Source organism: Enterobacter sp. 22466 (genome assembly GCF_052044775.1).
GTDB classification, from domain to species: Bacteria; Pseudomonadota; Gammaproteobacteria; order Enterobacterales; family Enterobacteriaceae; genus Enterobacter; species Enterobacter dissolvens.
Window position 1 is genome coordinate 58,438 of sequence record NZ_JBQENX010000011.1, and the last position, 24,578, is coordinate 83,015.

Sequence of the window (24,578 nt, forward strand, 5' to 3'; positions counted from 1 at the left end):
CCGCGTCGTTAAACCCGACGAGGAAGGGATTGATTCGTAAATCGCTTATTGGGGCGAATTATCGCCGGTAATTCATACGGGTTCAAGTGAGTATAGGGCATTGTGCGGCCTTTGCCCCTCACCCTAACCCTCTCCCTGTGGGAGAGGGAGGTCAACCTACTCGTCTTCCAGGTAGGTGTATCCGTACAGACCCGCTTCAAACTCTTCCAGGAACTGCTGCTGCAGCGCATCATCCAGACCGGTGTTTTTCACCTGATCGCGGAATTGCGTCAGCAGGGTTTTCGGATCCAGCTGCACGTATTCCAGCATGTCCGCCACGGTGTCACCTTCATCGGACAGCTCCACTTCTACACTGCCGTCAGGGAAGACAAACACGTCAACCGCTTCGGTATCACCGAACAGGTTGTGCATGTTGCCAAGGATCTCCTGATACGCGCCGACCATAAAGAAGCCCAGCATTGGCGGGTTCTCAGGGTCGTACTCCGGCATGGGCATGGTGGTGGCGATACCGTCGCCGTCCACATAATGGTCGATAGCACCGTCGGAGTCACAGGTGATGTCCAGCAGCACCGCACGACGCTCCGGGGCGTGATTCAGCCCTTCCAGCGGCAGAACCGGGAACAGCTGATCGATACCCCAGGCATCCGGCATCGACTGGAACAGCGAGAAGTTGACGTAAATCTTATCCGCCATACGTTCCTGCAATTCGTCGATAATCGGACGGTGCGCACGGTTGCTCGGGTCCAGCTGTTTCTGCACTTCATGGCACATGTTCAGATAAAGCTGCTCCGCCCACGCGCGCTCCTGCAGGCTAAAGGTGCCTGAAGAGTAGCCGACGTGGATATCATGCAGATCCATCTGGCTGTCGTGCAGCCATTCGCGCAGCGAACGACGCGTGCCCGGCTCGTGCATCTCCTGCCAGGTTTCCCACATGCTTTGCAGCGAACGCGGGGCATCGTCTTGCGGTGGCGTCGCTTCGGTGATTTCGCTGCGCTCAACGCCGATGATGTTCGAGACCAGCACCGTATGGTGCGCGGTCACCGCGCGGCCAGACTCGGTGATCACCGTCGGGTGCGGCAGGCCGTGCTCTTCACAGGCATCGCCAATCGCCCAGATAATGTTGTTCGCGTATTCGTTCAGGCCGTAGTTCACGGAGCAGTCGGACTGCGAGCGGGTACCTTCGTAATCCACGCCCAGGCCACCGCCCACGTCGAAGCACTGAATATTGACGCCGAGCTTGTGCAGCTCAACGTAGAAACGTGCCGACTCACGCACGCCGGTGGCGATATCGCGAATGTTAGCCATCTGCGAACCGAGGTGGAAGTGCAGCAGCTGAATGCTGTCCAGACGACCACGCTCGCGCAGAATTTCCACCAGCTGCAGTACCTGGTTTGCCGCCAGGCCGAATTTGGATTTTTCGCCGCCGGAGGACTGCCATTTACCGGACCCCTGCGAGGCCAGGCGCGCACGCACGCCAAGACGTGGCACCACGTTCAGGCGCTCGGCTTCTTCCAGCACGATGGCGATTTCCGTCATCTTCTCGATAACCAGATAGACCTTATGGCCCATCTTTTCGCCAATCAGCGCCAGACGAATGTATTCACGGTCTTTATAGCCGTTACAGACGATCACTGAACGGGTCATGCCCGCATGCGCCAGCACGGCCATCAGTTCTGCTTTTGAACCCGCTTCCAGGCCCAGCGGTTCGCCGGAGTGGATCAGGGATTCAATCACGCGGCGGTGCTGGTTCACCTTGATGGGGTAAACCAGGAAGTAGTCGCCTTTGTAACCGTAAGATTCACGCGCGCGTTTGAACGCGGCGTTAATAGAACGCAGACGGTGTTGCAGGATCTGCGGGAAGCAGAACAGTGCAGGCAAACGCTGGCCCTGCGCTTCACGGGCTTTCACCAGTTTGGCGAGATCCACGCGCGCTTCAGGGACGTCAGGATCCGGGCAGACGCTGATGTGGCCCAGTTCGTTGACGTCGTAGTAGTTATTGCCCCACCAGGCAATATTGTATGTGCGCAGCATCTTGCTGGCTTCCTGGGAGCTCATCGCAACCTCCTGCATGGAACGTAGTACACCCTGTTCGCCCGCTGACGAAGGCGAAAAAGAAGACATGTCGTCAGACATAGCGAACCTCAACTCTTTGTATTAAGTGTAAAACAGTTGACTACTATCGCAGCGTTGTACGGCGATAACAACCCATAAACGGCTCTGTTTCCCAGCAGAGTATGCTGAAATCCAGACCGTGCGACCGGTTTCTTATTCATATCATTGTAAAACACGTATCCGAACTCTGTATGACAAGGTTCGGCGAAACCACGAGAAAACTCTTGTATTAACAAGAGCGCCCTTGTTCAGTTTTCACAAAGCGTGACCGGCCCTGGAATCCTGAGAAGCGCCGAGATGGGTATAACATCGGCAGGTTTGCAGACTAGAAATGCGGGTTGCGGGAATCAAATGCGCGCCAGAACGGCTGCGCTGAATTAGCGGAAAACGATGGTTCATTATCTCGTATCACCTCCACGGCCGCCTCTGCTGAAACGGACCACAAGCCAAAGCTAAAAGTTCACTGCTTAACCCGGCTGGAAGTGGCGACACGATGAGTTCATCGAGCGCTTTTTGTGTATGAGCCGCGCGCCGCGTTTTATACCGAGAAGGGGGCTAAAAAGCAAAACAAAAATGCGCGGGTTGCCAGTACCGTCAGGAAAAATTTCCAGCAGCCATTTCAACGCAGTGAGAGGTTAGTCAAAAAAAACTGGAAATCGGGCGAAGAAGTGACCTAAAATAGCCATCCAGATGTTAATCCATCTATACTGATTAACACTCATACTGCCAGTGTCAAAAACCTGCGGCCTTGATAGAATTATCTCCTTTGGCTATTCCACACAGCAGCTTGAGCTAACCAAATTCCTCTTAGGTGAAATAAAACATGGCAAAACACCTGTTTACGTCCGAGTCCGTATCAGAAGGACATCCTGATAAAATTGCTGACCAAATCTCCGATGCGGTGCTGGATGCGATCCTGACTCAGGATCCGAAAGCGCGCGTAGCGTGTGAAACCTATGTCAAAACCGGCATGGTTCTGGTTGGCGGTGAGATCACCACCAGCGCATGGGTTGATATCGAAGAGATCACCCGTAACACGGTACGTGAAATCGGTTATGTCCATTCTGATATGGGCTTTGATGCCAATTCCTGCGCGGTCCTGAGCGCGATTGGCAAACAGTCTCCGGACATCAACCAGGGCGTTGACCGTGCCGATCCGCTGGAACAGGGCGCGGGCGACCAGGGCCTGATGTTCGGTTATGCGACCAACGAAACCGACGTGCTGATGCCAGCACCGGTGACCTACGCGCACCGTCTGGTGCAGCGCCAGGCTGAAGTGCGTAAAAACGGCACGCTGCCATGGCTGCGCCCGGATGCGAAAAGCCAGGTGACCTTCCAGTACGACGACGGCAAAATCGTCGGCATTGACGCGGTAGTTCTGTCTACCCAGCATGCCGAAGATATCGATCAGAAATCCCTGCAGGAAGCAGTGATGGAAGAGATCATCAAGCCTGTTCTGCCAACCGAATGGCTGAGCAGCGCAACCAAATACTTCATCAACCCAACCGGACGCTTTGTAATTGGCGGCCCAATGGGTGACTGCGGTCTGACCGGTCGTAAAATCATCGTTGATACCTACGGCGGCATGGCACGTCACGGTGGCGGTGCATTCTCCGGTAAAGATCCATCAAAAGTGGACCGTTCTGCTGCCTACGCTGCACGCTATGTGGCGAAAAACATTGTTGCTGCAGGCCTGGCTGACCGCTGTGAGATCCAGGTTTCCTACGCAATCGGCGTGGCGGAACCCACCTCCATCATGGTTGAAACCTTCGGTACTGAAAAAGTGCCTTCAGAACAGCTGACCCTGCTGGTGCGCGAGTTCTTCGACCTGCGTCCATACGGCCTGATTCAGATGCTGGATCTGCTGCACCCAATCTACAAAGAAACCGCTGCATACGGTCACTTTGGTCGCGAACATTTCCCATGGGAAAAAACCGACAAAGCCGCTCTGCTGCGTGAAGCTGCCGGTCTGAAGTAATCGACCACCCGCAGCTTAAACAGGCCAGCCTTTGTGCTGGCCTTTTTTATGTCGGGTGGCGGCAATGCCTGGAACCGTTTACACCTCACTCTCTATACCCCGCTTTCAGAAAAATCTCTTTGCATGATCGGCTTTCTTCTGCTGTTACATTTCCTTTCAGTTAAGTCTGAAATTCATGCAAACGCGATGCGCATCACCTCATTTACCTCTATATTTTCAAAGCTTTATTAATATTTACAGTTACACACTGGTGTAACCGATTACACCTATGTGATTTATCTCACATATTTTTACGGGTCGCTCACCTACCCTTAACATCAATAAAACTGATAACCCAACTGGAGGGCATAATGCCTGACAATAATAAACAGGGGCGTACGTCCAACAAGGCGATGACATTCTTCGTCTGCTTCCTTGCCGCCCTGGCAGGATTACTCTTTGGCCTGGATATCGGCGTGATTGCCGGCGCCCTTCCCTTTATCGCAGACGAATTCCAGATTAACGCACATACCCAGGAATGGGTGGTCAGCTCCATGATGTTCGGTGCGGCCGTCGGGGCCGTCGGCAGCGGCTGGCTCTCTTTCAAACTGGGACGTAAAAAGAGCCTGATGATTGGCGCGATCCTCTTCGTCGCCGGTTCCCTCTTCTCTGCCGCCGCCCCTAACGTTGAAGTGCTTATCCTGTCCCGTGTGCTGTTGGGGCTGGCCGTAGGCGTCGCGTCTTATACCGCGCCGCTTTACCTGTCAGAAATCGCGCCGGAGAAAATCCGCGGCAGTATGATTTCGATGTACCAGCTGATGATCACCATCGGGATTTTGGGCGCTTACCTGTCCGATACCGCCTTTAGCTACAGCGGCGCATGGCGCTGGATGCTGGGCGTGATCATCATTCCGGCCATTCTGCTGCTGATTGGCGTCTTCTTCCTGCCGGACAGCCCGCGCTGGTTTGCCGCCAAGCGCCGTTTCGTCGATGCCGAACGCGTGCTGCTGCGTCTGCGTGATACCAGTGCGGAAGCTAAAAACGAGCTGGAAGAGATCCGCGAAAGCCTGAAGGTGAAACAGTCTGGCTGGGCGCTGTTCAAAGAGAACAGCAACTTCCGTCGGGCGGTCTTCCTCGGCGTGCTGCTGCAGGTGATGCAACAGTTCACCGGGATGAACGTCATCATGTATTACGCGCCAAAAATCTTTGAGCTGGCGGGGTATACCAATACCACCGAGCAGATGTGGGGCACCGTGATCGTGGGGCTGACCAACGTGCTGGCGACCTTCATCGCCATCGGTCTGGTCGACCGCTGGGGACGTAAGCCAACGCTGACCCTTGGCTTCCTGGTGATGGCCGCCGGTATGGGGATCCTCGGTACGATGATGCACATGGGCATTCACTCCCCAACCGCGCAGTACCTGGCAGTAGGTATGCTGCTGATGTTTATCGTCGGGTTTGCAATGAGTGCCGGTCCGCTGATTTGGGTGCTGTGCTCTGAAATCCAGCCGCTGAAAGGACGTGATTTCGGTATCACCTGCTCTACCGCGACCAACTGGATTGCCAATATGATCGTCGGTGCCACGTTCCTGACCATGCTCAACACGCTGGGCAATGCGAACACCTTCTGGGTCTACGCCGGTCTGAACCTGTTCTTTATTGTTCTCACCGTCTGGCTGGTTCCTGAAACCAAACACGTTTCACTGGAACACATTGAACGTAACCTGATGAAAGGTCGTCCGCTGCGCGAAATCGGCGCACACGACTAATCCTCTTGCGGGAGGCGCCTCTTGCGGGAGGCGCCTCTTGCGCCTCCCCGCTTCGCGCTTTATGCTCTGCCCCATGAAAGCACCCCGTCTCCCCATCGCCATTCAGCAAGCCGTTATGCGCAGCCTGCGGGAAAAACTCGCCCAGGCCAACCTGAAGCTTGGCCGTAATTATCCGGAACCGAAACTCGTCTACCAGCAGCGAGGAACCGCGGCGGGTACCGCGTGGCTGGAGTCCTATGAGATCCGCCTGAACCCGGTACTGATGATGGAAAACCAGCAGGCGTTTATTGAGGAAGTGGTGCCGCACGAACTGGCACACCTTCTGGTATGGAAACACTTCGGCCGCGTGGCTCCGCACGGCAAAGAGTGGAAATGGATGATGGAGGCGGTGCTCGGCGTTCCGGCACGCCGTACTCATCAGTTCGAACTGGAGTCGGTACGCCGTAATACCTTCCCCTACCGCTGCCAGTGCCAGCAGCATCAGCTCACCGTTCGCCGCCATAATCGTGTGGTACGCGGCGAGGCAACCTACCGCTGCGTGAAGTGCGGCGAGCCACTGGTCGCAGAATAACCAACTGAACTTTCAGGAACTTTCCTGATCTGGCTGATTGCATACAGGAACAACTTTCGCTACGTTGCGGGCTCGTTTTGACACGGAGTGTAAGATGTCCCGTAATTTCTCTCTCGCGGTTGCCTTTCTGACAACGGCCCTCTCCGGCCAGGCTCTGGCCGACGGTATCAACAGTTTCTCTCAGGCCAAAGCGGCAGGCGTGAAGGTCAACGCTGACGTGCCGGGCGATTTCTACTGTGGCTGCAAAATTAACTGGCAGGGTAAAAAAGGGGTCGTTGACCTTGAATCCTGCGGCTATAAGGTGCGTAAAAACGAAAACCGCGCCAGCCGCATCGAGTGGGAACATGTGGTTCCGGCATGGCAGTTTGGCCATCAGCGCCAGTGCTGGCAGGATGGCGGACGTAAAAACTGCGCCAAAGATCCGGTCTATCGTCAAATGGAAAGCGATATGCACAACCTGCAGCCCGCCGTGGGTGAAGTGAATGGCGACCGCGGCAATTTTATGTACAGCCAGTGGAACGGTGGCGAAGGCCAGTACGGCCAGTGCGGAATGAAGGTGGATTTTAAAGAGAAAGTCGCCGAGCCCCCTGCCCGGGCACGCGGCAGCATTGCCCGCACGTACTTCTATATGCGCGATCGTTACAACCTCAACCTTTCCCGCCAGCAAACCCAACTGTTTAACGCCTGGAATAAACAATACCCGGTCACCGAGTGGGAATGTCAGCGCGACGAACGCATCGCCAGGGTCCAGGGGAATCATAACCCTTACGTCCAGCGGGCTTGCCAGGCGCAAAAGAGCTAACCTACACTAGCGGCAATTCGCTTAAACAGCATGACACATGGAATTTTTGACTATGCGTATTCCTCGCATCTTTCACCCTGAACTGATTACCGCTGGCCGCGAAATCGCCCTGTCTGACGATGCCGCCAACCACGTTGGCCGCGTGCTGCGCATGGGGGCAGGCCAGGCGATTCAGCTGTTCGACGGCTCCAACCAGGTTTTCGACGCGGAAATTACGCGGGCGGATAAAAAAAGCGTGCACGTCAATGTGCTGCGCGGCGAAGTCGATGACCGTGAATCGCCGCTGCACATTCATCTGGGTCAGGTGATGTCGCGCGGGGAAAAGATGGAGTTCACCATTCAGAAATCCATTGAACTGGGTGTAAGCCTCATTACGCCACTTTTTTCTGAGCGCTGCGGCGTTAAACTGGATGCGGAACGTCTGAACAAGAAGATCCAGCAGTGGCAGAAAATTGCCATTGCTGCCTGTGAACAGAGTGGCCGCAACCGTATTCCGGAGATCCGCCCGGCGATGGATCTCGAAGACTGGTGTGCAGAAGAGGAGAGCGGGCTGAAGCTCAATCTCCATCCGCGCGCCAGCGCCAGTATCAATACGCTGCCGCTGCCCGTTGAACGTGTACGCCTGCTGATTGGCCCGGAAGGCGGCCTGTCAGCAGATGAAATTGCCATGACGGCGCGTTACCAGTTTACTGATATTCTGTTGGGACCTCGCGTTCTGCGCACTGAGACAACGGCACTCACAGCCATCACCGCGCTACAGGTGCGGTTTGGCGATCTGGGTTGACCCATTAACGGAGAAGAACATGATCAAGCTCGGCATTGTGATGGACCCCATCGCAAACATTAACATCAAGAAAGATTCCAGCTTCGCCATGCTGCTGGAAGCGCAGCGTCGCGGCTATGAGCTTCACTATATGGAGATGAACGATCTTTATCTGATCAACGGTGAAGCCCGTGCACGCACCCGCATCGTTAACGTCGAGCAAAATTACGACAAATGGTACGAATTCGGCAGCGAGCAGGATATTGCGCTCGCCGATCTCAACGTCATCCTGATGCGTAAAGATCCTCCGTTCGACACCGAATACATCTACTGCACCTATATCCTCGAGCGCGCAGAAGAAAAAGGGACGCTTATCGTCAATAAACCGCAGAGCCTGCGCGACTGCAACGAGAAGCTCTACACCGCCTGGTTCTCCGATCTGACGCCGGAAACGCTGGTGACCCGCAGCAAAGCCCAGTTGAAGGAATTCTGGCAGAAACACGGCGATATCATCATGAAACCGCTGGACGGCATGGGCGGCGCGTCGATTTTCCGCGTAAAAGAAGGCGACCCGAATATTGGCGTGATTGCCGAAACGCTGACCGAACTGGGTACGCGTTACTGCATGGCACAGAACTATCTGCCCGCGATTAAAGACGGCGATAAACGCGTCCTGATCGTGGATGGCGAACCCGTGCCTTACTGCCTGGCACGTATCCCGCAGGGGGGCGAAACCCGTGGTAATCTGGCGGCCGGTGGCCGTGGCGAACCGCGTCCGTTAACCGAAAGTGACTGGGAAATTGCCCGCCGCGTCGGCCCAACGCTGAAAGCCAAAGGTCTGATCTTTGTTGGCCTGGATATCATTGGCGATCGTCTGACCGAAGTGAACGTCACCAGCCCGACCTGCATTCGTGAAATTGAAGCGGAATTCCCGGTCTCGATCACCGGAATGCTGATGGACGCCATCGAAAAACGTATCCAGAAATAACTTACCAATACTATTAGTGACAGCACCCCGGTTTGTCCGCATACTGGGGCTGTCGCTTTTTAAACCAGGAAACAGTACCTCTGACAATGAATTTACAGCATCACTTTCTTATTGCCATGCCTGCTCTCCAGGATCCGATTTTCCGCCGCTCCGTGGTTTATATTTGTGAATACAATGAAGACGGCGCGATGGGTATTATCATCAACAAGCCGCTGGAGAACCTGCAGGTTGAAGGGATTCTGGAAAAGCTGAAAATTACAGCTGAAGCGCGCCTGCCGGAAATCCGTCTTGATAAACCGGTGATGCTGGGTGGCCCTCTTGCAGAGGATCGCGGTTTTATCCTGCATACGCCGCCCATTTTCTCTTCCAGTATTCGTATCTCTGACAACACGGTGATCACCACCTCCCGCGATGTGCTGGAAACGCTGGGCACCGCAGAACAGCCTTCCGAAGTGCTGGTGGCACTGGGTTACGCCTCCTGGGAGAAGGGCCAGCTTGAGCAGGAGATCCTGGATAACGCCTGGCTCACCGCCCCTGCTGACATGAATATCCTGTTCAAAACCCCTATCGCCGACCGCTGGCGTGATGCGGCGAAACTGATTGGCATTGATATTCTGACCATGCCTGGCGTTGCGGGGCACGCCTGATGAGCGGAACACTTCTGGCCTTCGATTTTGGCACGAAAAGCATTGGCGTCGCCGTCGGCCAGCGTATTACCGGCACCGCCCGTCCGCTCACGGCCCTTAAGGCGAACGACGGCACCCCGGACTGGAACCTTATTGAGCGTCTGCTCAAAGAGTGGCAGCCGGACGACGTGATTGTCGGTTTACCGCTCAACATGGACGGCACTGAACAGCCACTTACCGCCAGAGCGCGTAAATTTGCTAATAAAATCCACGGTCGCTTTGGCGTCTCCGTGAAGCTCCACGACGAACGATTGAGTACCGTCGAAGCGCGTGCCGGCCTTTTTGAGCACGGGGGCTTCCGCGCACTCAACAAAGGCAGCGTCGATTCGGCTTCCGCCGTCATCATCCTCGAAAGCTATTTCGAACAGGGTTACTGAGCGCCGGGGCCTACAACCGCCCCTGCGCCCGTCGCTCTGCCAGGCTCCGATCAAAATTCTGCATCCCCGCCTGCTGACCGGTTTGAATAATCCCGGGCAACTGCCACGTTTTACCTTCGCGGATAAGGTTCGCTGCCGCTGGCGTATTCACCAGCAGCTCATACAGCGCGACGCGCCCACCCTGCAGATCGGGGAGTAGCCTCTGCGCCAGCACCGCCCGCAGGCTCCCGGCCAGCTGATTACGTACCGGGTCTTTCTCCTGCGCCGGGAACGTATCGACCAGCCGTTCAATCGCCTGCGAGGCGCCGCGGGTGTGCAGCGTCGCCAGCACCAGATGCCCGGTTTCCGCGGCGGTCAGCGCCAGGCGGATCGTTTCGCTGTCGCGCAGTTCTCCCAGCAGGATGACATCGGGATCTTCACGCAACGCACTGCGCAGCGCCTCGGCAAATGAGGGACTGTGCAGGCCGATCTCCCGCTGCTGAATCAGACAACGTTCGCTCTGATAGACAAACTCCACCGGATCTTCGAGCGTCAGAATATGCCCATCCGTCTGGTGATTAAGAAAATCCACCATTGCCGCAAGGGTTGTGGATTTGCCGCTGCCGGTTGCGCCTGTCACCAGTATCAGCCCGCTGTCGTGGGACAGGAGTTCCGGGATAGCCTGGGGAGCGCCCAGGGCGGAGAGCTGCGGGCAGACCCGGGGTAACAGGCGCAGCGTGATGGAGTTGCCCTTCATCTGTTTAAAGGCGCTTGCGCGCAGGCGCTGGTTTCCCGCAAGGGTCACAGCAAAATCTACCTGCCCGCTTGCCCACCATGTCCCCTGCTGCTCATCGTTGAGCCACGTTTTCAGTAACGCATCCACATCGGGAGAGGGAAAGGGAGCCGGTTCAAGGCGGCCTGCTCTGCGCCAGCGCGGTGGCGAATCACTGCACAGGTGTAGATCGGAGACATTATGCTTTACACTAAGGGCCACAATTTCTTCCACATCCATATATTACTCCTCGGAAAATGAACGACATTGCGCATAACCTGGCACAGGTCCGGGACAAAATCTCAGTCGCAGCAACACGTTGCGGCCGTGCTTCAGAAGAAATTACGTTACTTGCAGTGAGCAAAACCAAGCCTGCGAGCGCCATCGCAGAAGCGATTGATGCAGGCCAGCGTGCATTTGGTGAGAACTACGTGCAGGAAGGCGTGGATAAAATTCGCTATTTCCAGGAGCAGGGGAATACCGGCCTGCAATGGCACTTTATTGGCCCACTGCAGTCGAATAAAAGCCGTCTGGTGGCAGAGCACTTTGACTGGTGCCATACCATCGACCGTCTGCGGATTGCCACCCGTCTGAACGATCAGCGCCCGGCAGAGATGCCAGCGCTCAACGTACTCATTCAGATCAATATCAGCGATGAAAACAGTAAATCCGGTATTGCGCTGAATGAGCTGGAGGCTCTGGCAGCCGAAGTGGCGGCCCTGCCGCGCTTAACCCTGCGCGGTTTGATGGCCATCCCGGCGCCTGAGTCAAGTTATGAAAGGCAGTTTGCCGTGGCACAGCAAATGGCTGTAGCATTTGAGGCGCTTAAAGCGCGCTATGAAACGGTAGACACGCTTTCTCTGGGCATGTCGGATGATATGGAAGCCGCCATCGCGGCAGGCAGCACTATGGTGCGCATCGGCACGGCAATTTTCGGTGCGCGCGACTACACCCAATAATAAGGAAACCTGAGGAACGCCATGAAGACGTTGACTTTCCTGCTCTCAACGGTCATTGAGCTGTATACAATGGCGCTTTTGCTGCGCGTCTGGATGCAGTGGGCCCGCTGTGATTTTTACAACCCGTTCTCGCAGTTTGTCGTGAAAATCACCCAACCTGTTGTGGGACCGCTGCGCCGTATTATTCCGGCGATGGGCCCCATTGACAGCGCGTCTCTGCTGGTGGCGTTTATTCTGAGCGTTATCAAAGCGATTGTGCTGTTTATGGTCATCACCTTCCAGCCGATCATCTGGATTGCTGCCGTCCTGATCCTGATTAAAACCATCGGCCTGCTGATCTTCTGGGTGCTGCTGGTCATGGCCATCATGAGTTGGGTCAGCCAGGGCCGTAGCCCGGTGGAGTATGCCTTGATTCAGCTGGCCGAACCGCTGCTGCGTCCCATTCGTAACCTGCTCCCGTCAATGGGCGGCATCGACTTTTCCCCGATGATCCTGGTTCTGCTGCTGTATGTCGTTAATATGGGCATTGCCGAGCTGTTACAGTCCACGGGCGATATGCTGCTGCCGGGGCTGTGGATGGCGCTATGAGTGCCGTAAGCACCTGCGCTGATGGGCTGGTTTTACGGCTGTATATTCAGCCGAAAGCCAGCCGTGACAGTATTGTTGGACTGCATGGCGACGAGTTAAAAGTCGCCATCACCGCCCCACCGGTAGATGGCCAGGCGAATGCGCATCTGACCAAATATCTGGCAAAACAGTTTCGCGTTGCCAAAAGCCAGGTCATCATAGAAAAAGGTGAACTTGGGCGACATAAACAGGTAAAAATCCTTAATCCGCAATCCATCCCGACGGACGTCGCGGCTCTGATTTAACAGGATAAAACGATGCAGAAAGTTGTTCTCGCTACCGGCAACGCCGGTAAAGTGCGCGAGCTGGCCTCGCTATTAAATGATTTTGGGCTGGATGTAGTGGCGCAGACCGAGCTTGGCGTGGAGTCCGCCGAAGAGACCGGCCTGACGTTTATCGAAAACGCGATCCTGAAAGCACGCCATGCCGCGCAGGTGACCGGCCTGCCCGCGATTGCCGATGATTCCGGCCTGGCGGTTGATTTTCTGGGCGGTGCTCCGGGCATTTACTCTGCCCGCTATTCAGGCGTGGACGCCACCGACCAGCAGAATCTGGAAAAGCTGCTTGTCGCCCTGAAGGATGTGCCAGACGAACAGCGTACCGCGCAGTTCCACTGCGTGCTGGTCTATATGCGTCACGCGGAAGACCCTACGCCTGTCGTCTGCCACGGCAGCTGGCCGGGGGTGATTACCCGTGAAGCAGCCGGTAACGGCGGCTTTGGCTACGACCCCATCTTCTTTGTCCCGACTGAGGGCAAAACCGCCGCGGAACTGACCCGCGAAGAGAAAAGCGCGATTTCCCACCGTGGACGCGCCCTGAAACTGTTACTGGAAGCGCTGCGTAATGGCTAATTTGCCACCCCTGAGTCTTTATATTCACATCCCGTGGTGTGTGCAGAAATGCCCGTACTGCGATTTCAACTCGCACGCGCTGAAAGGTGAAGTGCCGCACGATGATTACGTTGCGCATCTGCTGGCTGACCTGGATGCCGATGTACCTTACGCACAGGGACGTGAAGTGAAGACCATTTTTATTGGTGGCGGTACGCCGAGCCTGCTGTCAGGCCCGGCGATGCAGACGCTGCTGGACGGCGTGCGTGCACGTCTGAATCTGGCAGCGGATGCTGAAATTACGATGGAAGCCAACCCCGGTACCGTTGAGGCCGACCGTTTTGTCGAGTATCAGCAGGCGGGCGTGAACCGGATTTCCATCGGCGTGCAGAGCTTTAGCGAGCCGAAGTTAAAACGTCTGGGGCGTATTCACGGCCCGGAAGAGGCGAAGCGGGCGGCAAAGCTGGCTACTGGGCTGGGTCTGCGCAGTTTTAACCTCGATCTGATGCACGGCCTGCCGGATCAGTCGCTGGAAGAGGCGCTGGACGATTTGCGTCAGGCGATTGCCCTGAACCCGCCGCATCTTTCGTGGTATCAGCTGACCATCGAGCCCAATACGCTGTTTGGCTCTCGTCCGCCGGTGCTGCCGGATGACGATGCGCTGTGGGATATCTTTGAGCAGGGCCATCAGTTGTTGACCGCCGCAGGCTATCAGCAGTACGAAACGTCGGCCTATGCGAAGCCGGGCTACCAGTGCCAGCACAACCTGAACTACTGGCGCTTTGGTGATTATCTGGGCATTGGCTGCGGCGCGCACGGTAAAGTCACCTTCCCTGACGGGCGAATTCTGCGTACGGCCAAGACGCGCCATCCGCGCGGGTATATGGAAGGTCGTTATCTTGAACGTCAGCACGATGTCGAGGCGGTGGATAAGCCGTTTGAGTTCTTTATGAACCGCTTCCGCCTGCTGGAAGCCGCACCGCGTAAAGAGTTTGCCCTTTATACCGGGTTGCCGGAAGCCGTGATTCGCCCACAAATAGATGAGGCGCTGGCGCAGGGGTATCTCACGGAATGTGAGGAATACTGGCAGATCACCGAGCACGGCAAACTGTTCTTAAACTCCCTTCTCGAGTTGTTCCTCGCCGAAGAATCTGAAGGCTGATTCAGAATTTTGCATCCTGTTCTGCCGGCTGAGGGAAAGGCTGGCATGTCATTCGATTCTGGAATAACGAACTCTGGAACAACGAAGAGGCGGTATTAGAAAAAATACGGGAAACCCTGCAAATGCTACCCTCATCCCGGCCCTCTCCCTGAAAGGGAGAGGGCGCAAACCATCCCCTCGCCCCTTTGGGGAGAGGGTTAGGGTGAGGGGGGAAATTAATTACTTCAGCGTCCCCACCAGCGCCTTACGGCTATCTTCCAGCGACACCACACGTTTACACACGTCTTTACCGAACTGCTGGAAATCGGCTTCCTGATTCTTCCACTCGTTCTGAATCGAGGTCTGCAAGCCACCCAGGCTACCCAGCACGCCCTGCAGCGGGTTACCGCCGCCTTTCAGTACCGCTTTGGCGCCCATCTCGTTAATGCTGTCCTGCAGGATACCGCCCATGGCCTGATTCACCAGCTGCTGGCCGTCAGCACGCACCTGATCGATCGCTTTGTAGTGGAACGTCAGGCCGTCGGTACGATGCTCGATAATCCGGTTCATCTGCTCTTTCAGCTGCTTGTCGAGCTTCGTCAGGCGGGTGCGCATGTTGCTGCTCTCACCCACCTCTTTGGTAATGATCTTGTCCAGTGCGACGCGGCCTTTCTCAACGCGCGTCAGAGCGCCTTCGTCAATCCACGGCAGCGCGGTACGCAAATCGGCCTGATAGTCTCTCGCCTGCTCACGCTGCGCGGCAGTCAGGTTGTACTGTTTGCCATTGAACGTGACATCACCCTGCGGCGTGATGACCAGATTGCCGTTCTCGCCTTTAACCTGCACGGTTTGCGGGCTTAACACCACGTCATCACGCGGGGTGACGCTACATTTATATTCCGCATGGGCGGTGAATCCGGTTGCCATTAAGGCAACAGCCAGCAACGTTTTGCGCATCTTTAACACTCCCTCAGACAAAATGGGCCAGCATTAGCTGGCCCCTGACTTCTTTATTAGTCCCACCAAACGTCGAAAAGTTCGCTGACGCGGACATCTTCCAGTTTGTGGTCTTCAAGCCATTTGCGTACCAGTGCCTGATGTTCTTCGGTGCATTTACCCACTTCCTGGGTGCAGATAAGACCTTCCCACGCCAGATAGCCGCTACCGTCGAAGGCCAGCTTGTTTGGCTCGATCACCTCGTTGATGAACGCATCAACGTCCTGATCGATCTGCTCAACGCTGGTGCCTTCCGGGAAACGCCAGGCAACGGAGAAGCCCACTTCCTGGAATTCTTCGATGTGCATCTTTTTACGCAGACGACGGCTACGATTCTTTGCCATTATTTCACCCTCTCGAACATTAAGTCCCATACGCCGTGACCAAGACGATGGCCACGCTGTTCAAATTTTGTTACCGGACGCGAATCCGGACGCGGTACATAGTCGTTGCTCTCTGACTGGTTTTTATACCCGTCCAGAGACGACATCACTTCCAGCATATGTTCCGCATAAGGTTCCCAGTCGGTCGCCATATGGAAGACACCGCCCAGTTTCAGCTTACTTTTTACCAGCTCAGCAAACGGCGCCTGAACGATACGGCGCTTATTATGACGTGCTTTGTGCCACGGGTCAGGGAAAAAGAGCTGAACCATGTTCAAAGAATTGTCAGGAATCATTTTGTGCAGCACTTCGACCGCGTCATGACACATCACGCGCAGGTTCTCTACCCCCTCTTCATGGGCCGTGGCCAGACACGCGCCAACGCCCGGGGAATGCACTTCAATGCCGAGGAAGTTCTGCTCCGGGCGGGCTTTCGCCATGGTCACCAGTGAGGTACCCATACCAAAGCCGATCTCCAGGGTCACTGGCGCATCGCGACCGAACAGGTCGGCAAAGTCGAGCGGCTGCTCGCTGAACTCAACGCCCATCACCGGCCAGTAGTTGTCCAGCGCGTGTTGCTGCCCTTTTGTCAGGCGACCCTGACGGCGGACAAAGCTGCGAATACGGCGCAGCGGGCGACCGTTTTCATCAAATTCCGGTGAAATGACGTCGTTTTTCATAAAAGAGTTGTCTGCTTGTGAGAATGTTCGGGAAACGGGCATTATCCAAAGTTAAGGCTTCTATGCAAGCATGGGAAAGATCCGGTTTACAGCAGATTGACGCTGTGCTGCAATCGGCGTCCCTGATTATACGAATCGATGACCATGCAAGCCTCTCAATTTTCAGCCCAGGTGCTGGACTGGTACGACAAATACGGGCGTAAAACCCTGCCCTGGCAAATTGAAAAAACGCCTTACAAAGTATGGCTCTCCGAAGTGATGTTGCAACAAACGCAGGTTGCCACGGTGATCCCTTACTTTGAGCGTTTTATGGCGCGCTTTCCCACGGTGACCGATCTGGCCAACGCGCCGTTAGACGAGGTGCTGCACCTGTGGACGGGGCTTGGTTACTACGCCCGCGCGCGCAATCTGCACAAAGCCGCACAGCAGGTTGCGACCCGCCACAACGGCCAATTCCCGGAAACCTTCGACGAGGTGGCGGATTTACCCGGTGTCGGACGATCCACCGCGGGTGCCATCCTCTCACTGTCCCTCGGCAAGCATTTCCCGATCCTTGACGGTAACGTGAAGCGCGTGCTGGCACGTTGCTATGCGGTTGACGGCTGGCCGGGGAAAAAAGAGGTCGAAAAGCGGCTGTGGGAGATCAGCGAAGCGGTAACCCCGGCAAAGGGCGTGGAGCGGTTTAACCAGGCGATGATGGATCTCGGTGCGATGGTCTGCACGCGCTCGAAACCAAAATGCGAGCTCTGCCCGCTTAATAACCTGTGTGTGGCCTACGCAAACCATTCCTGGGCGCAGTATCCCGGTAAAAAGCCGAAGCAGACGCTGCCGGAGCGCACGGGTTACATGCTGCTGATGCAGCACGGTGACGAGGTTTTCCTGGCGCAGCGCCCACCGAGCGGCCTGTGGGGTGGTCTATACTGCTTCCCACAGTTTGAAGATGAAGCCACGCTGCGGGCCTGGCTTAAACAGCGCGGCATTGCTGCCGATAACCTGACGCAGCAGACCGCGTTTCGCCACACTTTCAGCCATTTCCATCTGGATATAGTGCCGATGTGGCTTCCCGTGTCCTCCCTCGCCTCGTGCATGGATGAAGGCACCGCTCTCTGGTATAACTTAGCGCAACCGCCATCAGTCGGACTGGCGGCTCCCGTGGAGCGCCTGTTACAACAATTACGTGCCGGTGCAATGGTTTAGCATCGGTTAAAAAAGAGGAATAAGTATGGCCAGAACCATTTTTTGTACTTTCCTGCAGCGCGACGCTGAAGGCCAGGACTTCCAGCTTTACCCGGGCGAACTGGGTAAGCGCATTTATAACGAGATCTCCAAAGAAGCCTGGGGACAGTGGCAGAAAAAGCAGACCATGCTGATTAACGAGAAAAAACTCAGCATGATGAACCCGGAACACCGCAAGCTGCTGGAGCAGGAGATGGTGAACTTCCTGTTCGAAGGTAAAGACGTGCACATCGAAGGCTATACGCCGCCGGAAAAATAACAGCGCGCGGGGGAAACCCCGCCGTTAAAGCAAACACAACACGCACTCCCGGAATGATGAAAAAAATTTTAGCGCTAGCCCTTGTTGCGCCGTTGCTTGTCTCGTGTTCATCCAAAAAAGGCGATGAATACAACGAAGCCTGGATTAAGGACACCAACGGTTTTGATATTTTGATGGGGCAGTTTGCCCACAACATCGAGAACATATGGGGATTTAACGAAGTTCTTATCGCCGGACCTAAGGACTACGTTAAGTACACCGACGCCTACCAGACCCGTAGCCACATCAACTTCGATGACGGTACGATCACGGTTGAAACCATCGCGGGGACTGATCCTGCGGCGCATTTACGGCAGGCCATTATCAAAACCCTGCTGATGGGCGACGATCCGGGTTCTATCGATCTCTACTCCGACGCCGACGACATTACCATTTCTAAAGAGCCGTTCCTGTACGGTCAGGTCGTGGACCAGACCGGTCAGCCTATCCGCTGGGAAGGCCGCGCCACGAAATTTGCCGACTATCTGCTGCAAACGCGTCTGAAAAGCCGCACCAACGGCCTGAAAGTGATTTATAGCGTCACAATTAACCTGGTGCCGAACCACCTCGACAAGCGTGCGCATAAGTATCTGGGCATGGTGCGTCAGGCGTCACGTAAATATGGCGTGGATGAGTCGCTGATCCTGGCGATCATGCAGACCGAATCGTCCTTTAACCCGTACGCCGTGAGCCGCTCAGACGCGCTGGGGCTGATGCAGGTTGTCCAGCACAGCGCCGGTAAAGACGTGTTCCGCGCACAGGGGAAATCCGGCACGCCGAGCCGCAGCTATCTGTTCGATCCGCAGAGCAACATTGATACCGGCACGGCCTATCTGGCGATGCTGAACAATGTCTATCTGGGCGGGATTGATAACCCAACGTCGCGTCGCTATGCGGTCATTACCGCCTACAACGGCGGTGCCGGCAGCGTGCTGCGCGTCTTCTCCAATGACAAAGTGCAGGCCGCAAATATCATCAACAGCATGGCACCGGGAGATGTTTATTCCACGCTCACCACCCGCCACCCGTCTGCGGAATCCCGTCGCTATCTGTATAAAGTGAACACGGCGCAGAAGAACTATCGTCGCCGCTAGAAAATCATCCCTCACCCTCTCCCACAGGGAGAGGGCCAGGGTGAGGGCATCAGGCCGCCCCCATCTCACCCCATCCATACGAAAATGTTATTTGCATCACAATCCAAACTGCAAATTAATGTGGATTGCATTTTTTTGCGGGAGGTAACAAAACATATCGTTGCCAACTGATAGAATTGCATCAAATAACAACACTGAATGTTCCTATAACAACATATCTCCCGCTCACTTGTGAGGAAAGTAACATGAACCTTAAGCTGCAGCTTAAAATATTGTCGTTTCTGCAGTTCTGCCTGTGGGGTAGCTGGCTGACTACACTCGGCTCCTATATGTTTGTGACGCTCAAGTTCGATGGTGCGTCAATCGGTGCCGTCTACAGCTCGCTGGGTATCGCGGCGGTCTTTATGCCAACGCTGCTGGGGATCGTGGCGGATAAATGGCTGAGTGCGAAATGGTTGTACATGCTTTGCCACCTGGTGGGCGCGGGGACGCTGTTTATGGCAGCCCAGGTCACCACGCCGGGGGCGATGTTTATGGTGATCCTGCTTAACTCGCTGGCCTATATGCCAACGCTTGGCCTGATCAACACCATCTCCTACTACCGCCTGAAATCTGCGGATATGGATATCGTGACCGATTTCCCGCCAATCCGTATCTGGGGCACCATCGGTTTTATTATGGCGATGTGGGGCGTGAGCTTCGCGGGCTTCGAACTGAGCCATATGCAGCTCTACATCGGTGCGGCGCTCTCCGTGGTGCTGGCGCTGTTCACGATGACGCTGCCGCATATTCCGGTATCTAACCAGCAAAAAAACCAGAGCTGGAGCACCATGCTCGGCCTGGACGCTTTCGCGCTGTTTAAAAACAAACGCATGGCGATCTTCTTTATCTTCTCCATGCTGCTGGGCGCGGAACTGCAAATCACCAACATGTTCGGCAATACCTTCCTGCACAGCTTCGATAATAACCCGCTGTTCTCAGGCAGCTTTATCGTTGAACATGCCTCGGTAATGATGTCCATCTCGCAGATCTCTGAGACGCTGTTCATCCTGACCATCCCGTTCTTCCTGAGCCGCTACGGCATCAAGAACGTCATGCTGATCAGTATTGCGGCGTGGATGTTGCGCTTCGGTCTGTTCGCCTACGGCGACCCAAGCCCGTTCGGCACCGTGCTGCTGGTTCTGTCGATGATTGTTTACGGCTGCGCCTTCGACTTCTTCAACATCTCTGGTTCGGTGTTTGTGGAAAAAGAGGTGAAACCTGAAATCCGCGCCAGCGCACAGGGTATGTTCCTGATGATGACCAACGGCTTCGGCTGTATCCTGGGCGGTGTGGTGAGCGGTAAAGTGGTTGAGATGTATACCACCAACGGCATTACCGACTGGCAGCCAGTGTGGCTTATCTTCGCCGCATACTCGCTGGTGCTGTTCTTCGCGTTTATCGTGCTGTTCAAGTACAAGCATGTTCGCGCAGCGCACGGTACACAGCCAATCGCGCATTAGTTGTTGTGCCCGGTGGCGGCTTCGCTTACCGGGCTATTTTAATGCAGACAGCACCCACCCCACCGACAGCAAATCCGCGCTGCCGCCCGGGCTCAGGTTGCGTTCAATCAATGCGTTATCCATTCTACGCAACGCTTCATTATCCCAGCCGTCAGCCAGCAGTTCCCGCGCATAGCCCTGAACATAGCCTAGCCCCTCAATGCCGCCGCGCGACACCAGATTGCTATCCTGATTGATTGCCATCAGACGCAACAGCAGGCCATGAAGCGAATGTCCGTTCCACTGCGCCAGCGCCTTACGCACCGTCGCAAAACCGCTCTCCGCCTCGCCGCGCGCGCCGGTTAAGCCGTACTGCCGGAACTGCCGCTCCCCCGCCGTCGCCTGCCCGCTGCGTGTGGCCAGCTCACGCGAAACCAGCCCGTTGCAGATGTTACTCACCTCACAACAGAGGCTTTCTGCGGAGATATTTTTCACACGCCCGGCGGCAAAGCACAGTAACCCCAGGGCAAAAATGCCCCCTTTGTGCGTGTTCACCCCGTTCGTCGCGGCATACATCGCCTGCTCACAGGCCATCCCCATCGGGCGGAGGATCCGTAACTGTTCGCCAGCGGGTTTCTCGGCATGCGCGTTACCCAGCTCAGCAAAGCGCGAAAACCACGGCGTAATCGCCATAATGCTGCGGACAAACAGCGCGTGATCCATATCGCGATGGGAGCCGTTGTTGAGCCTGTCCACCAGCCCCGGTTTGGGTGTCAGTTCCAGCTCCTGCCACAGCGCTTCTGCGGCAAGGGCGGGGACGTCAAGCGGGCGCGGTTTAGTCGCGAGCAAACCAGTCATCGATCATCTTCTCCACGCGCGCCACCACCTGCTCCAGAGGGTGATTGCGCGAACGGGAACAGGCGTGGGCAGGTTCATCGCAAATCAGGCAGCGTCTGAGATGTGAGCCCAGCGACTGACGTCCAACGTGGCCGTTTTCAGGGCAAATCACATCCAGATCCCACAGCCTGCCAAGCGGGTGCGTCTGCTCCAGCTCCGCACAGTGGGCTTTGATTTCTGCCGCGGGATGGGCCACGCACCACAGCGCTTCGGGCCCGGTCGGGAGCCACAGCACCTGACGGTCCAGCACCTGCCAGCGGTTTTCCCACAGCAGCTGGTCGCACATCTGTAACGCCACGCCCATAGTATTGCGATAGCGCAGGCTGTCTTTGATCTCCCCGGGTGTTACCAGCGTGAGGGAGATCACCGGTTGTTGATAGTGCGTGAGCCAGTCAGTCTGACGGGCTGCGCGGCGCTCTTTCGCCGCCAGCAGCGCGTCCAGGCTGACACCCGCCCGCACGGGTGTCGCAATGGTCATATTCACTCCTTTACCTGTCGAACGGTGTCGATCACGCTGCCGTCGCGGTAGCGGATCACCCCGACAATTTTGTCGGTGAACTCAATCGGTTTCGGTACGCCTGTCAGCGAAATTGCCCGCTCATAGAGGGCGTTGATATCAACAACCTTCAGCCCTGCTTCCATGAGGCGTTCGCGGATCTCCGGGCGCGCCGGGTTAACCGCAATGCCGTGATCGGTGACCAGCACGTCGATGCTTTCGCCCGGCGTGAGGCGAGTGGTAACGCGCTTCACCACCGTCGGAATGCGGCTACGCAGCAGCGGCGCAACGACGATGGTCAGGTTTGCCGCGGCGGCCACGTCGCAGTGCCCGCCGGACGCGCCACGCATCACGCCGTCGGAGCCGGTAATGACGTTAACGTTAAAATCGACGTCAATCTCCAGCGCGCTGAGGATCACCACGTCGAGCTGATCGCAGCTTGCCGCCTTACTGCCGGGGTTGGCGTAGACGTTAGTGGAGATCTCCACGTGGTTCGGGTTGCGCGCCAGCGAGGCCGCCGCCTGGCCGTCAAAGCACTGGGTATCGAGCAGCTTTTCGATCAGCCCCTTCTCGTGCAGATCCACCAGGCTGCCGGTGATGCCACCCAGCGCAAAGCGTGCCTTCACGCCGCTGCGCTCCATCTTCTCTTCCATAAAGCGGGTGCAGGCCGTGGCCGCCGCGCCGGATCCGGTCTGCATCGAGAAGCCCGGTTTGAAGTAGCCGGAGTGCTCAATCACATCCGCCGCATAGCGGGCAATCATCAGCTCGCGCGGATTGCTGGTGACGCGCGCCGCGCCGACGCTGATTTTCGCCGGATCGCCCACGCTCTCCACCTGCACGATGTAGTCCACCAGATCCTGCACCAGGCTGGCGGGCATATTGGGGAACGGCACCAGTTCTTCCGTCAGCAGCACCACCTTGCGGGCAAAATGGGCGTCCACCATCGCATAGCCCAGCGAGCCGCAGCACGATTTGCCGTGCGTGCCGTTGGCGTTACCAAACTCATCGCTGCACGGCACGCCGAGGAACGCCACGTCAATGTTCAGCTCACCGTCCTGCAGCAGCTTCACGCGCCCGCCGTGGGAGTGAATTTGCACCGGCTCGTCCATCAGCCCGTGGGAGATGGCCTCCGCCAGCCTGCCGCGCATGCCGGAGGTGTAAATCCGGGTGATGACGCCGCTCTCAATATGTTCGATCAGCGCGTCGTTGCAGGTCATCAGCGAGCTGGAGGCGAGGGTCAGGTTTTTGAAGCCCATCCGCGCCAGCAGCGCCACGACGGTGTTGATCACCCGGTCGCCTTCGCGAAACGCATGGTGGAAGGAGATGGTCATGCCGTCCTGCAGGCCGCAACGCTTAACCGCCTCTTCAATGGAAGCGCAGAGTTTGCGGTTGTGTTTCGTGTCGCTGTCCGCCAGCCACGGCGTGGCGCTGTGGGCGGTATCAAACGGTTTTAACGCCCGCAGATGGGGAAAATTCACATGGAGAAGTTCTGTCTGGTTCATTGTGTCATCCTTACCGACGCACGCCGGAGGCCGCCGCGCGTTCGAGCACCACCTGCGCGTGGTTAATAATCGGTGCATCCACCATCTTGCCGTTGAGCGACACCACGCCAAGGCCGTTACGTTCGCCCTCTTCTGCCGCTTCAATCACCCGCAGGGCGTGATCCACCTCTTCCTGGGTTGGCGCATAGGCGTTATGCAGCAGGTCTATCTGGCGCGGGTTGATCAGCGATTTGCCGTTAAAGCCCATCTTGCGGATCAGATCGACCTCGCGCAGGAATCCGGCCTCGTCGTTAACGTCTGACCACACCACGTCGAAGGCGTCGATGCCTGCCGCGCGGGCGGCGTGCAGCACGGCGCAGCGGGCGTAGAACAGCTCGGTGCCGTCGCCGCGCTCGGTCTGCATGTCCATCACGTAGTCAAAGGCCGCCAGTGCAATACCAATCAGGCGCGGCGAGCTGCGGGCAATCGCCACGGCGTTGATGACGCCAATGGCCGATTCAATCGCCGCCATCACGCGGGTAGAACCAACCTCGCGCCCGCACTCCTGCTCGATACGCTCAAGGTGGCCTTCCAGTTCGTAGATGTCGTCCGGGGTGTCGGTTTTCGGCAGGCGGATCACGTCCACGCCGGCGCGCACGGCGGCTTCCAGATCCAGCAAGCCAAACGGCGTGCTCAGCGGGTTAATGCGCACCACGGTTTCGATGTCCTGATACATCGGGTGCTGCAGGGCGTGGAACACCAGCATTCGCGCGGTGTCTTTCTCGCGCAGAGCAACGGCATCTTCAAGGTCAAACATGATGGAGTCTGGACGGTAGATAAACGCGGTTGAAAGCATGGCGGCGTTAGCGCCGGGCAGGAACAACATACTGCGGCGGAGTTTGCTCATTTCAGCGCCCCCCAGTTAATGGCCTGTTCATCGGCGGCACGCAGAAGCGCACTTTGCAGGCGGGCGCGGATCACACAGTCCAGCGCCCCTTTGTCTTCAATAATGATCAGTCCCTGGTGCACGTTCATGGCGCGCAATGTCTCGTTGACCACCTGGCGAATTTGCTCGCCAAACTGCTTAATCACTTCACTGTGGATGACTATCTCCAGCTCGCCGTGAGCGGGAGCAATTTTCACCATCAGGTCGCTGGACTCCTGCGTTCCGGCCAGCGCCTCCCTTACAATTTTCATGATAAA

Annotated in this window: 29 protein-coding genes and 1 pseudogene; 18 read left to right on the top strand and 12 right to left on the bottom strand. The window is 56.5% G+C overall.

The genetic code is table 11. The features are described 5' to 3' along the window. Positions 1-156 precede the first annotated feature (156 nt). The 3 genes from speA to ACTJJI_RS22650 form a co-directional block, all read right to left on the bottom strand. Positions 157-2,133, bottom strand: coding sequence for a biosynthetic arginine decarboxylase (gene speA / locus ACTJJI_RS22640; protein ID WP_014833212.1), 1,977 nt, complete (start codon positions 2,131-2,133; stop codon positions 157-159). Between the two features lie 8 nt (positions 2,134-2,141). Next, positions 2,142-2,273 carry an acid stress response protein YqgB gene (yqgB, locus tag ACTJJI_RS22645; RefSeq protein ID WP_139795425.1) on the bottom strand — a complete coding sequence of 44 codons (132 nt, stop codon included), beginning with the start codon at positions 2,271-2,273 and terminating at the stop codon, positions 2,142-2,144. Between the two features lie 94 nt (positions 2,274-2,367). Beyond that, the gene (locus ACTJJI_RS22650; RefSeq protein ID WP_418250466.1) at positions 2,368-2,511 is read right to left on the bottom strand and encodes a hypothetical protein; all 144 of its coding nucleotides are present in this window, start codon (positions 2,509-2,511) and stop codon (positions 2,368-2,370) included. A 424-nt stretch (positions 2,512-2,935) separates the two neighbouring features. On the opposite strand from ACTJJI_RS22650, the gene metK reads away from it, so the two are divergent. The 8 genes from metK to ruvX all read left to right on the top strand — a co-directional run bounded on the left by metK (position 2,936) and on the right by ruvX (position 10,025). Next, positions 2,936-4,090: a methionine adenosyltransferase gene (metK, locus tag ACTJJI_RS22655; RefSeq protein ID WP_013098658.1), complete on the top strand. Its 1,155-nt coding sequence runs from the start codon at positions 2,936-2,938 to the stop codon at positions 4,088-4,090. A gap of 350 nt (positions 4,091-4,440) precedes the next feature. Continuing rightward, positions 4,441-5,838, top strand: a complete 1,398-nt coding sequence (gene galP, locus ACTJJI_RS22660; RefSeq protein ID WP_014833219.1) for a galactose/proton symporter — start codon at positions 4,441-4,443, stop codon at positions 5,836-5,838. Positions 5,839-5,911: 73 nt separating this feature from the next. Continuing rightward, positions 5,912-6,409, top strand: a complete 498-nt coding sequence (locus ACTJJI_RS22665) for a SprT family zinc-dependent metalloprotease (RefSeq protein ID WP_003860035.1) — start codon at positions 5,912-5,914, stop codon at positions 6,407-6,409. Positions 6,410-6,503: 94 nt separating this feature from the next. Beyond that, entirely contained in the window at positions 6,504-7,211 is a 708-nt protein-coding gene (gene endA / locus ACTJJI_RS22670) for a deoxyribonuclease I (protein ID WP_014833221.1), read from the top strand. A gap of 52 nt (positions 7,212-7,263) precedes the next feature. Then, a complete protein-coding gene (gene rsmE, locus ACTJJI_RS22675) occupies positions 7,264-7,995 on the top strand; it encodes a 16S rRNA (uracil(1498)-N(3))-methyltransferase (RefSeq protein ID WP_203461558.1) in 732 nt (243 codons plus the stop codon). A gap of 19 nt (positions 7,996-8,014) precedes the next feature. After that, positions 8,015-8,962, top strand: a complete 948-nt coding sequence (gshB, locus tag ACTJJI_RS22680; protein ID WP_050860612.1) for a glutathione synthase — start codon at positions 8,015-8,017, stop codon at positions 8,960-8,962. Positions 8,963-9,048: 86 nt separating this feature from the next. Then, on the top strand, positions 9,049-9,609 hold the full coding sequence (locus ACTJJI_RS22685; RefSeq protein ID WP_013098664.1) for a YqgE/AlgH family protein: 561 nt from the start codon (positions 9,049-9,051) through the stop codon (positions 9,607-9,609). After that, positions 9,609-10,025, top strand: a complete 417-nt coding sequence (ruvX, locus tag ACTJJI_RS22690; protein ID WP_006811925.1) for a Holliday junction resolvase RuvX — start codon at positions 9,609-9,611, stop codon at positions 10,023-10,025. The genes ACTJJI_RS22685 and ruvX overlap by 1 nt, the downstream gene beginning before the upstream one ends. A gap of 10 nt (positions 10,026-10,035) precedes the next feature. On the opposite strand, the gene ACTJJI_RS22695 is transcribed toward ruvX, so the two are convergent. Beyond that, entirely contained in the window at positions 10,036-11,016 is a 981-nt protein-coding gene (locus ACTJJI_RS22695) for a type IV pilus twitching motility protein PilT (RefSeq protein WP_014833224.1), read from the bottom strand. A gap of 17 nt (positions 11,017-11,033) precedes the next feature. On the opposite strand from ACTJJI_RS22695, the gene ACTJJI_RS22700 reads away from it, so the two are divergent. The 6 genes and pseudogenes from ACTJJI_RS22700 to ACTJJI_RS22725 all read left to right on the top strand — a co-directional run. Continuing rightward, a complete protein-coding gene (locus tag ACTJJI_RS22700; protein WP_063426902.1) occupies positions 11,034-11,735 on the top strand; it encodes a YggS family pyridoxal phosphate-dependent enzyme in 702 nt (233 codons plus the stop codon). A gap of 21 nt (positions 11,736-11,756) precedes the next feature. Next, complete coding sequence (locus ACTJJI_RS22705) at positions 11,757-12,323, top strand: YggT family protein (RefSeq protein ID WP_013098667.1); 567 nt, start codon at positions 11,757-11,759, stop codon at positions 12,321-12,323. Then, positions 12,320-12,607: a DUF167 family protein YggU gene (gene yggU / locus ACTJJI_RS22710; RefSeq protein WP_014833226.1), complete on the top strand. Its 288-nt coding sequence runs from the start codon at positions 12,320-12,322 to the stop codon at positions 12,605-12,607. Before ACTJJI_RS22705 ends, yggU begins: the two co-directional genes overlap by 4 nt. Before the next feature lie 12 nt (positions 12,608-12,619). Next, on the top strand, positions 12,620-13,213 hold the full coding sequence (locus tag ACTJJI_RS22715; RefSeq protein WP_013098669.1) for an XTP/dITP diphosphatase: 594 nt from the start codon (positions 12,620-12,622) through the stop codon (positions 13,211-13,213). Further along, positions 13,206-14,354: a radical SAM family heme chaperone HemW gene (hemW, locus tag ACTJJI_RS22720; RefSeq protein WP_440655621.1), complete on the top strand. Its 1,149-nt coding sequence runs from the start codon at positions 13,206-13,208 to the stop codon at positions 14,352-14,354. Before ACTJJI_RS22715 ends, hemW begins: the two co-directional genes overlap by 8 nt. Positions 14,355-14,389: 35 nt before the next feature. Further along, positions 14,390-14,506 (top strand): annotated as a pseudogene (locus ACTJJI_RS22725) (DUF559 domain-containing protein); the annotation flags it as partial. Between the two features lie 67 nt (positions 14,507-14,573). Here the strand turns inward: ACTJJI_RS22725 and ACTJJI_RS22730 are convergent. Genes ACTJJI_RS22730 through trmB form a run of 3 tightly spaced genes read right to left on the bottom strand, consistent with a single transcriptional unit; the run spans position 14,574 to position 16,392 of the window. Beyond that, the gene (locus tag ACTJJI_RS22730) at positions 14,574-15,290 is read right to left on the bottom strand and encodes a DUF2884 domain-containing protein (protein WP_014833228.1); all 717 of its coding nucleotides are present in this window, start codon (positions 15,288-15,290) and stop codon (positions 14,574-14,576) included. A 56-nt stretch (positions 15,291-15,346) separates the two neighbouring features. Then, a complete protein-coding gene (locus ACTJJI_RS22735) occupies positions 15,347-15,673 on the bottom strand; it encodes a YggL family protein (protein WP_003862421.1) in 327 nt (108 codons plus the stop codon). Beyond that, entirely contained in the window at positions 15,673-16,392 is a 720-nt protein-coding gene (gene trmB, locus ACTJJI_RS22740) for a tRNA (guanosine(46)-N7)-methyltransferase TrmB (protein ID WP_014833229.1), read from the bottom strand. Before trmB ends, ACTJJI_RS22735 begins: the two co-directional genes overlap by 1 nt. 138 nt (positions 16,393-16,530) lie before the next feature. Here trmB and mutY point away from each other — a divergent pair, with 138 nt between their 5' ends. From mutY to ACTJJI_RS22760, 4 genes are all read left to right on the top strand, one after another. After that, complete coding sequence (gene mutY / locus ACTJJI_RS22745; protein WP_063427377.1) at positions 16,531-17,589, top strand: A/G-specific adenine glycosylase; 1,059 nt, start codon at positions 16,531-16,533, stop codon at positions 17,587-17,589. A 25-nt stretch (positions 17,590-17,614) separates the two neighbouring features. Further along, complete coding sequence (locus tag ACTJJI_RS22750; protein WP_013098674.1) at positions 17,615-17,887, top strand: oxidative damage protection protein; 273 nt, start codon at positions 17,615-17,617, stop codon at positions 17,885-17,887. Between the two features lie 56 nt (positions 17,888-17,943). Further along, the gene (gene mltC / locus ACTJJI_RS22755) at positions 17,944-19,020 is read left to right on the top strand and encodes a membrane-bound lytic murein transglycosylase MltC (RefSeq protein WP_046888614.1); all 1,077 of its coding nucleotides are present in this window, start codon (positions 17,944-17,946) and stop codon (positions 19,018-19,020) included. 245 nt (positions 19,021-19,265) lie between these two features. Further along, on the top strand, positions 19,266-20,522 hold the full coding sequence (locus tag ACTJJI_RS22760) for a nucleoside permease (protein ID WP_050860610.1): 1,257 nt from the start codon (positions 19,266-19,268) through the stop codon (positions 20,520-20,522). A 33-nt stretch (positions 20,523-20,555) separates the two neighbouring features. Here ACTJJI_RS22760 and citG read toward each other — a convergent pair whose 3' ends face one another. Genes citG through citD form a run of 5 tightly spaced genes read right to left on the bottom strand, consistent with a single transcriptional unit; the run spans position 20,556 to position 24,572 of the window. After that, entirely contained in the window at positions 20,556-21,359 is an 804-nt protein-coding gene (gene citG, locus ACTJJI_RS22765) for a triphosphoribosyl-dephospho-CoA synthase CitG (RefSeq protein ID WP_063427375.1), read from the bottom strand. Then, positions 21,337-21,876: a citrate lyase holo-[acyl-carrier protein] synthase gene (gene citX / locus ACTJJI_RS22770; protein WP_046888616.1), complete on the bottom strand. Its 540-nt coding sequence runs from the start codon at positions 21,874-21,876 to the stop codon at positions 21,337-21,339. The genes citG and citX overlap by 23 nt, the downstream gene beginning before the upstream one ends. A 2-nt stretch (positions 21,877-21,878) precedes the next feature. After that, entirely contained in the window at positions 21,879-23,396 is a 1,518-nt protein-coding gene (gene citF, locus ACTJJI_RS22775; RefSeq protein WP_262787901.1) for a citrate lyase subunit alpha, read from the bottom strand. Between the two features lie 10 nt (positions 23,397-23,406). Then, positions 23,407-24,282 carry a citrate (pro-3S)-lyase subunit beta gene (gene citE, locus ACTJJI_RS22780; protein WP_013098681.1) on the bottom strand — a complete coding sequence of 292 codons (876 nt, stop codon included), beginning with the start codon at positions 24,280-24,282 and terminating at the stop codon, positions 23,407-23,409. Continuing rightward, entirely contained in the window at positions 24,279-24,572 is a 294-nt protein-coding gene (gene citD / locus ACTJJI_RS22785) for a citrate lyase acyl carrier protein (protein WP_013098682.1), read from the bottom strand. Before citD ends, citE begins: the two co-directional genes overlap by 4 nt. Positions 24,573-24,578 lie beyond the last annotated feature (6 nt).

Coding starts and splice junctions, on each gene's coding strand:
- speA (WP_014833212.1), bottom strand. CDS start 2,133: ATGTCTGACGACATGTCTTCTTTTTCGCCTTCGTCAGCGGGCGAACAG.
- yqgB (WP_139795425.1), bottom strand. CDS start 2,273: ATGAATAAGAAACCGGTCGCACGGTCTGGATTTCAGCATACTCTGCTG.
- ACTJJI_RS22650 (WP_418250466.1), bottom strand. CDS start 2,511: ATGAACCATCGTTTTCCGCTAATTCAGCGCAGCCGTTCTGGCGCGCAT.
- metK (WP_013098658.1), top strand. CDS start 2,936: ATGGCAAAACACCTGTTTACGTCCGAGTCCGTATCAGAAGGACATCCT.
- galP (WP_014833219.1), top strand. CDS start 4,441: ATGCCTGACAATAATAAACAGGGGCGTACGTCCAACAAGGCGATGACA.
- ACTJJI_RS22665 (WP_003860035.1), top strand. CDS start 5,912: ATGAAAGCACCCCGTCTCCCCATCGCCATTCAGCAAGCCGTTATGCGC.
- endA (WP_014833221.1), top strand. CDS start 6,504: ATGTCCCGTAATTTCTCTCTCGCGGTTGCCTTTCTGACAACGGCCCTC.
- rsmE (WP_203461558.1), top strand. CDS start 7,264: ATGCGTATTCCTCGCATCTTTCACCCTGAACTGATTACCGCTGGCCGC.
- gshB (WP_050860612.1), top strand. CDS start 8,015: ATGATCAAGCTCGGCATTGTGATGGACCCCATCGCAAACATTAACATC.
- ACTJJI_RS22685 (WP_013098664.1), top strand. CDS start 9,049: ATGAATTTACAGCATCACTTTCTTATTGCCATGCCTGCTCTCCAGGAT.
- ruvX (WP_006811925.1), top strand. CDS start 9,609: ATGAGCGGAACACTTCTGGCCTTCGATTTTGGCACGAAAAGCATTGGC.
- ACTJJI_RS22695 (WP_014833224.1), bottom strand. CDS start 11,016: ATGGATGTGGAAGAAATTGTGGCCCTTAGTGTAAAGCATAATGTCTCC.
- ACTJJI_RS22700 (WP_063426902.1), top strand. CDS start 11,034: ATGAACGACATTGCGCATAACCTGGCACAGGTCCGGGACAAAATCTCA.
- ACTJJI_RS22705 (WP_013098667.1), top strand. CDS start 11,757: ATGAAGACGTTGACTTTCCTGCTCTCAACGGTCATTGAGCTGTATACA.
- yggU (WP_014833226.1), top strand. CDS start 12,320: ATGAGTGCCGTAAGCACCTGCGCTGATGGGCTGGTTTTACGGCTGTAT.
- ACTJJI_RS22715 (WP_013098669.1), top strand. CDS start 12,620: ATGCAGAAAGTTGTTCTCGCTACCGGCAACGCCGGTAAAGTGCGCGAG.
- hemW (WP_440655621.1), top strand. CDS start 13,206: ATGGCTAATTTGCCACCCCTGAGTCTTTATATTCACATCCCGTGGTGT.
- ACTJJI_RS22730 (WP_014833228.1), bottom strand. CDS start 15,290: ATGCGCAAAACGTTGCTGGCTGTTGCCTTAATGGCAACCGGATTCACC.
- ACTJJI_RS22735 (WP_003862421.1), bottom strand. CDS start 15,673: ATGGCAAAGAATCGTAGCCGTCGTCTGCGTAAAAAGATGCACATCGAA.
- trmB (WP_014833229.1), bottom strand. CDS start 16,392: ATGAAAAACGACGTCATTTCACCGGAATTTGATGAAAACGGTCGCCCG.
- mutY (WP_063427377.1), top strand. CDS start 16,531: ATGACCATGCAAGCCTCTCAATTTTCAGCCCAGGTGCTGGACTGGTAC.
- ACTJJI_RS22750 (WP_013098674.1), top strand. CDS start 17,615: ATGGCCAGAACCATTTTTTGTACTTTCCTGCAGCGCGACGCTGAAGGC.
- mltC (WP_046888614.1), top strand. CDS start 17,944: ATGAAAAAAATTTTAGCGCTAGCCCTTGTTGCGCCGTTGCTTGTCTCG.
- ACTJJI_RS22760 (WP_050860610.1), top strand. CDS start 19,266: ATGAACCTTAAGCTGCAGCTTAAAATATTGTCGTTTCTGCAGTTCTGC.
- citG (WP_063427375.1), bottom strand. CDS start 21,359: ATGACTGGTTTGCTCGCGACTAAACCGCGCCCGCTTGACGTCCCCGCC.
- citX (WP_046888616.1), bottom strand. CDS start 21,876: ATGACCATTGCGACACCCGTGCGGGCGGGTGTCAGCCTGGACGCGCTG.
- citF (WP_262787901.1), bottom strand. CDS start 23,396: ATGAACCAGACAGAACTTCTCCATGTGAATTTTCCCCATCTGCGGGCG.
- citE (WP_013098681.1), bottom strand. CDS start 24,282: ATGAGCAAACTCCGCCGCAGTATGTTGTTCCTGCCCGGCGCTAACGCC.
- citD (WP_013098682.1), bottom strand. CDS start 24,572: ATGAAAATTGTAAGGGAGGCGCTGGCCGGAACGCAGGAGTCCAGCGAC.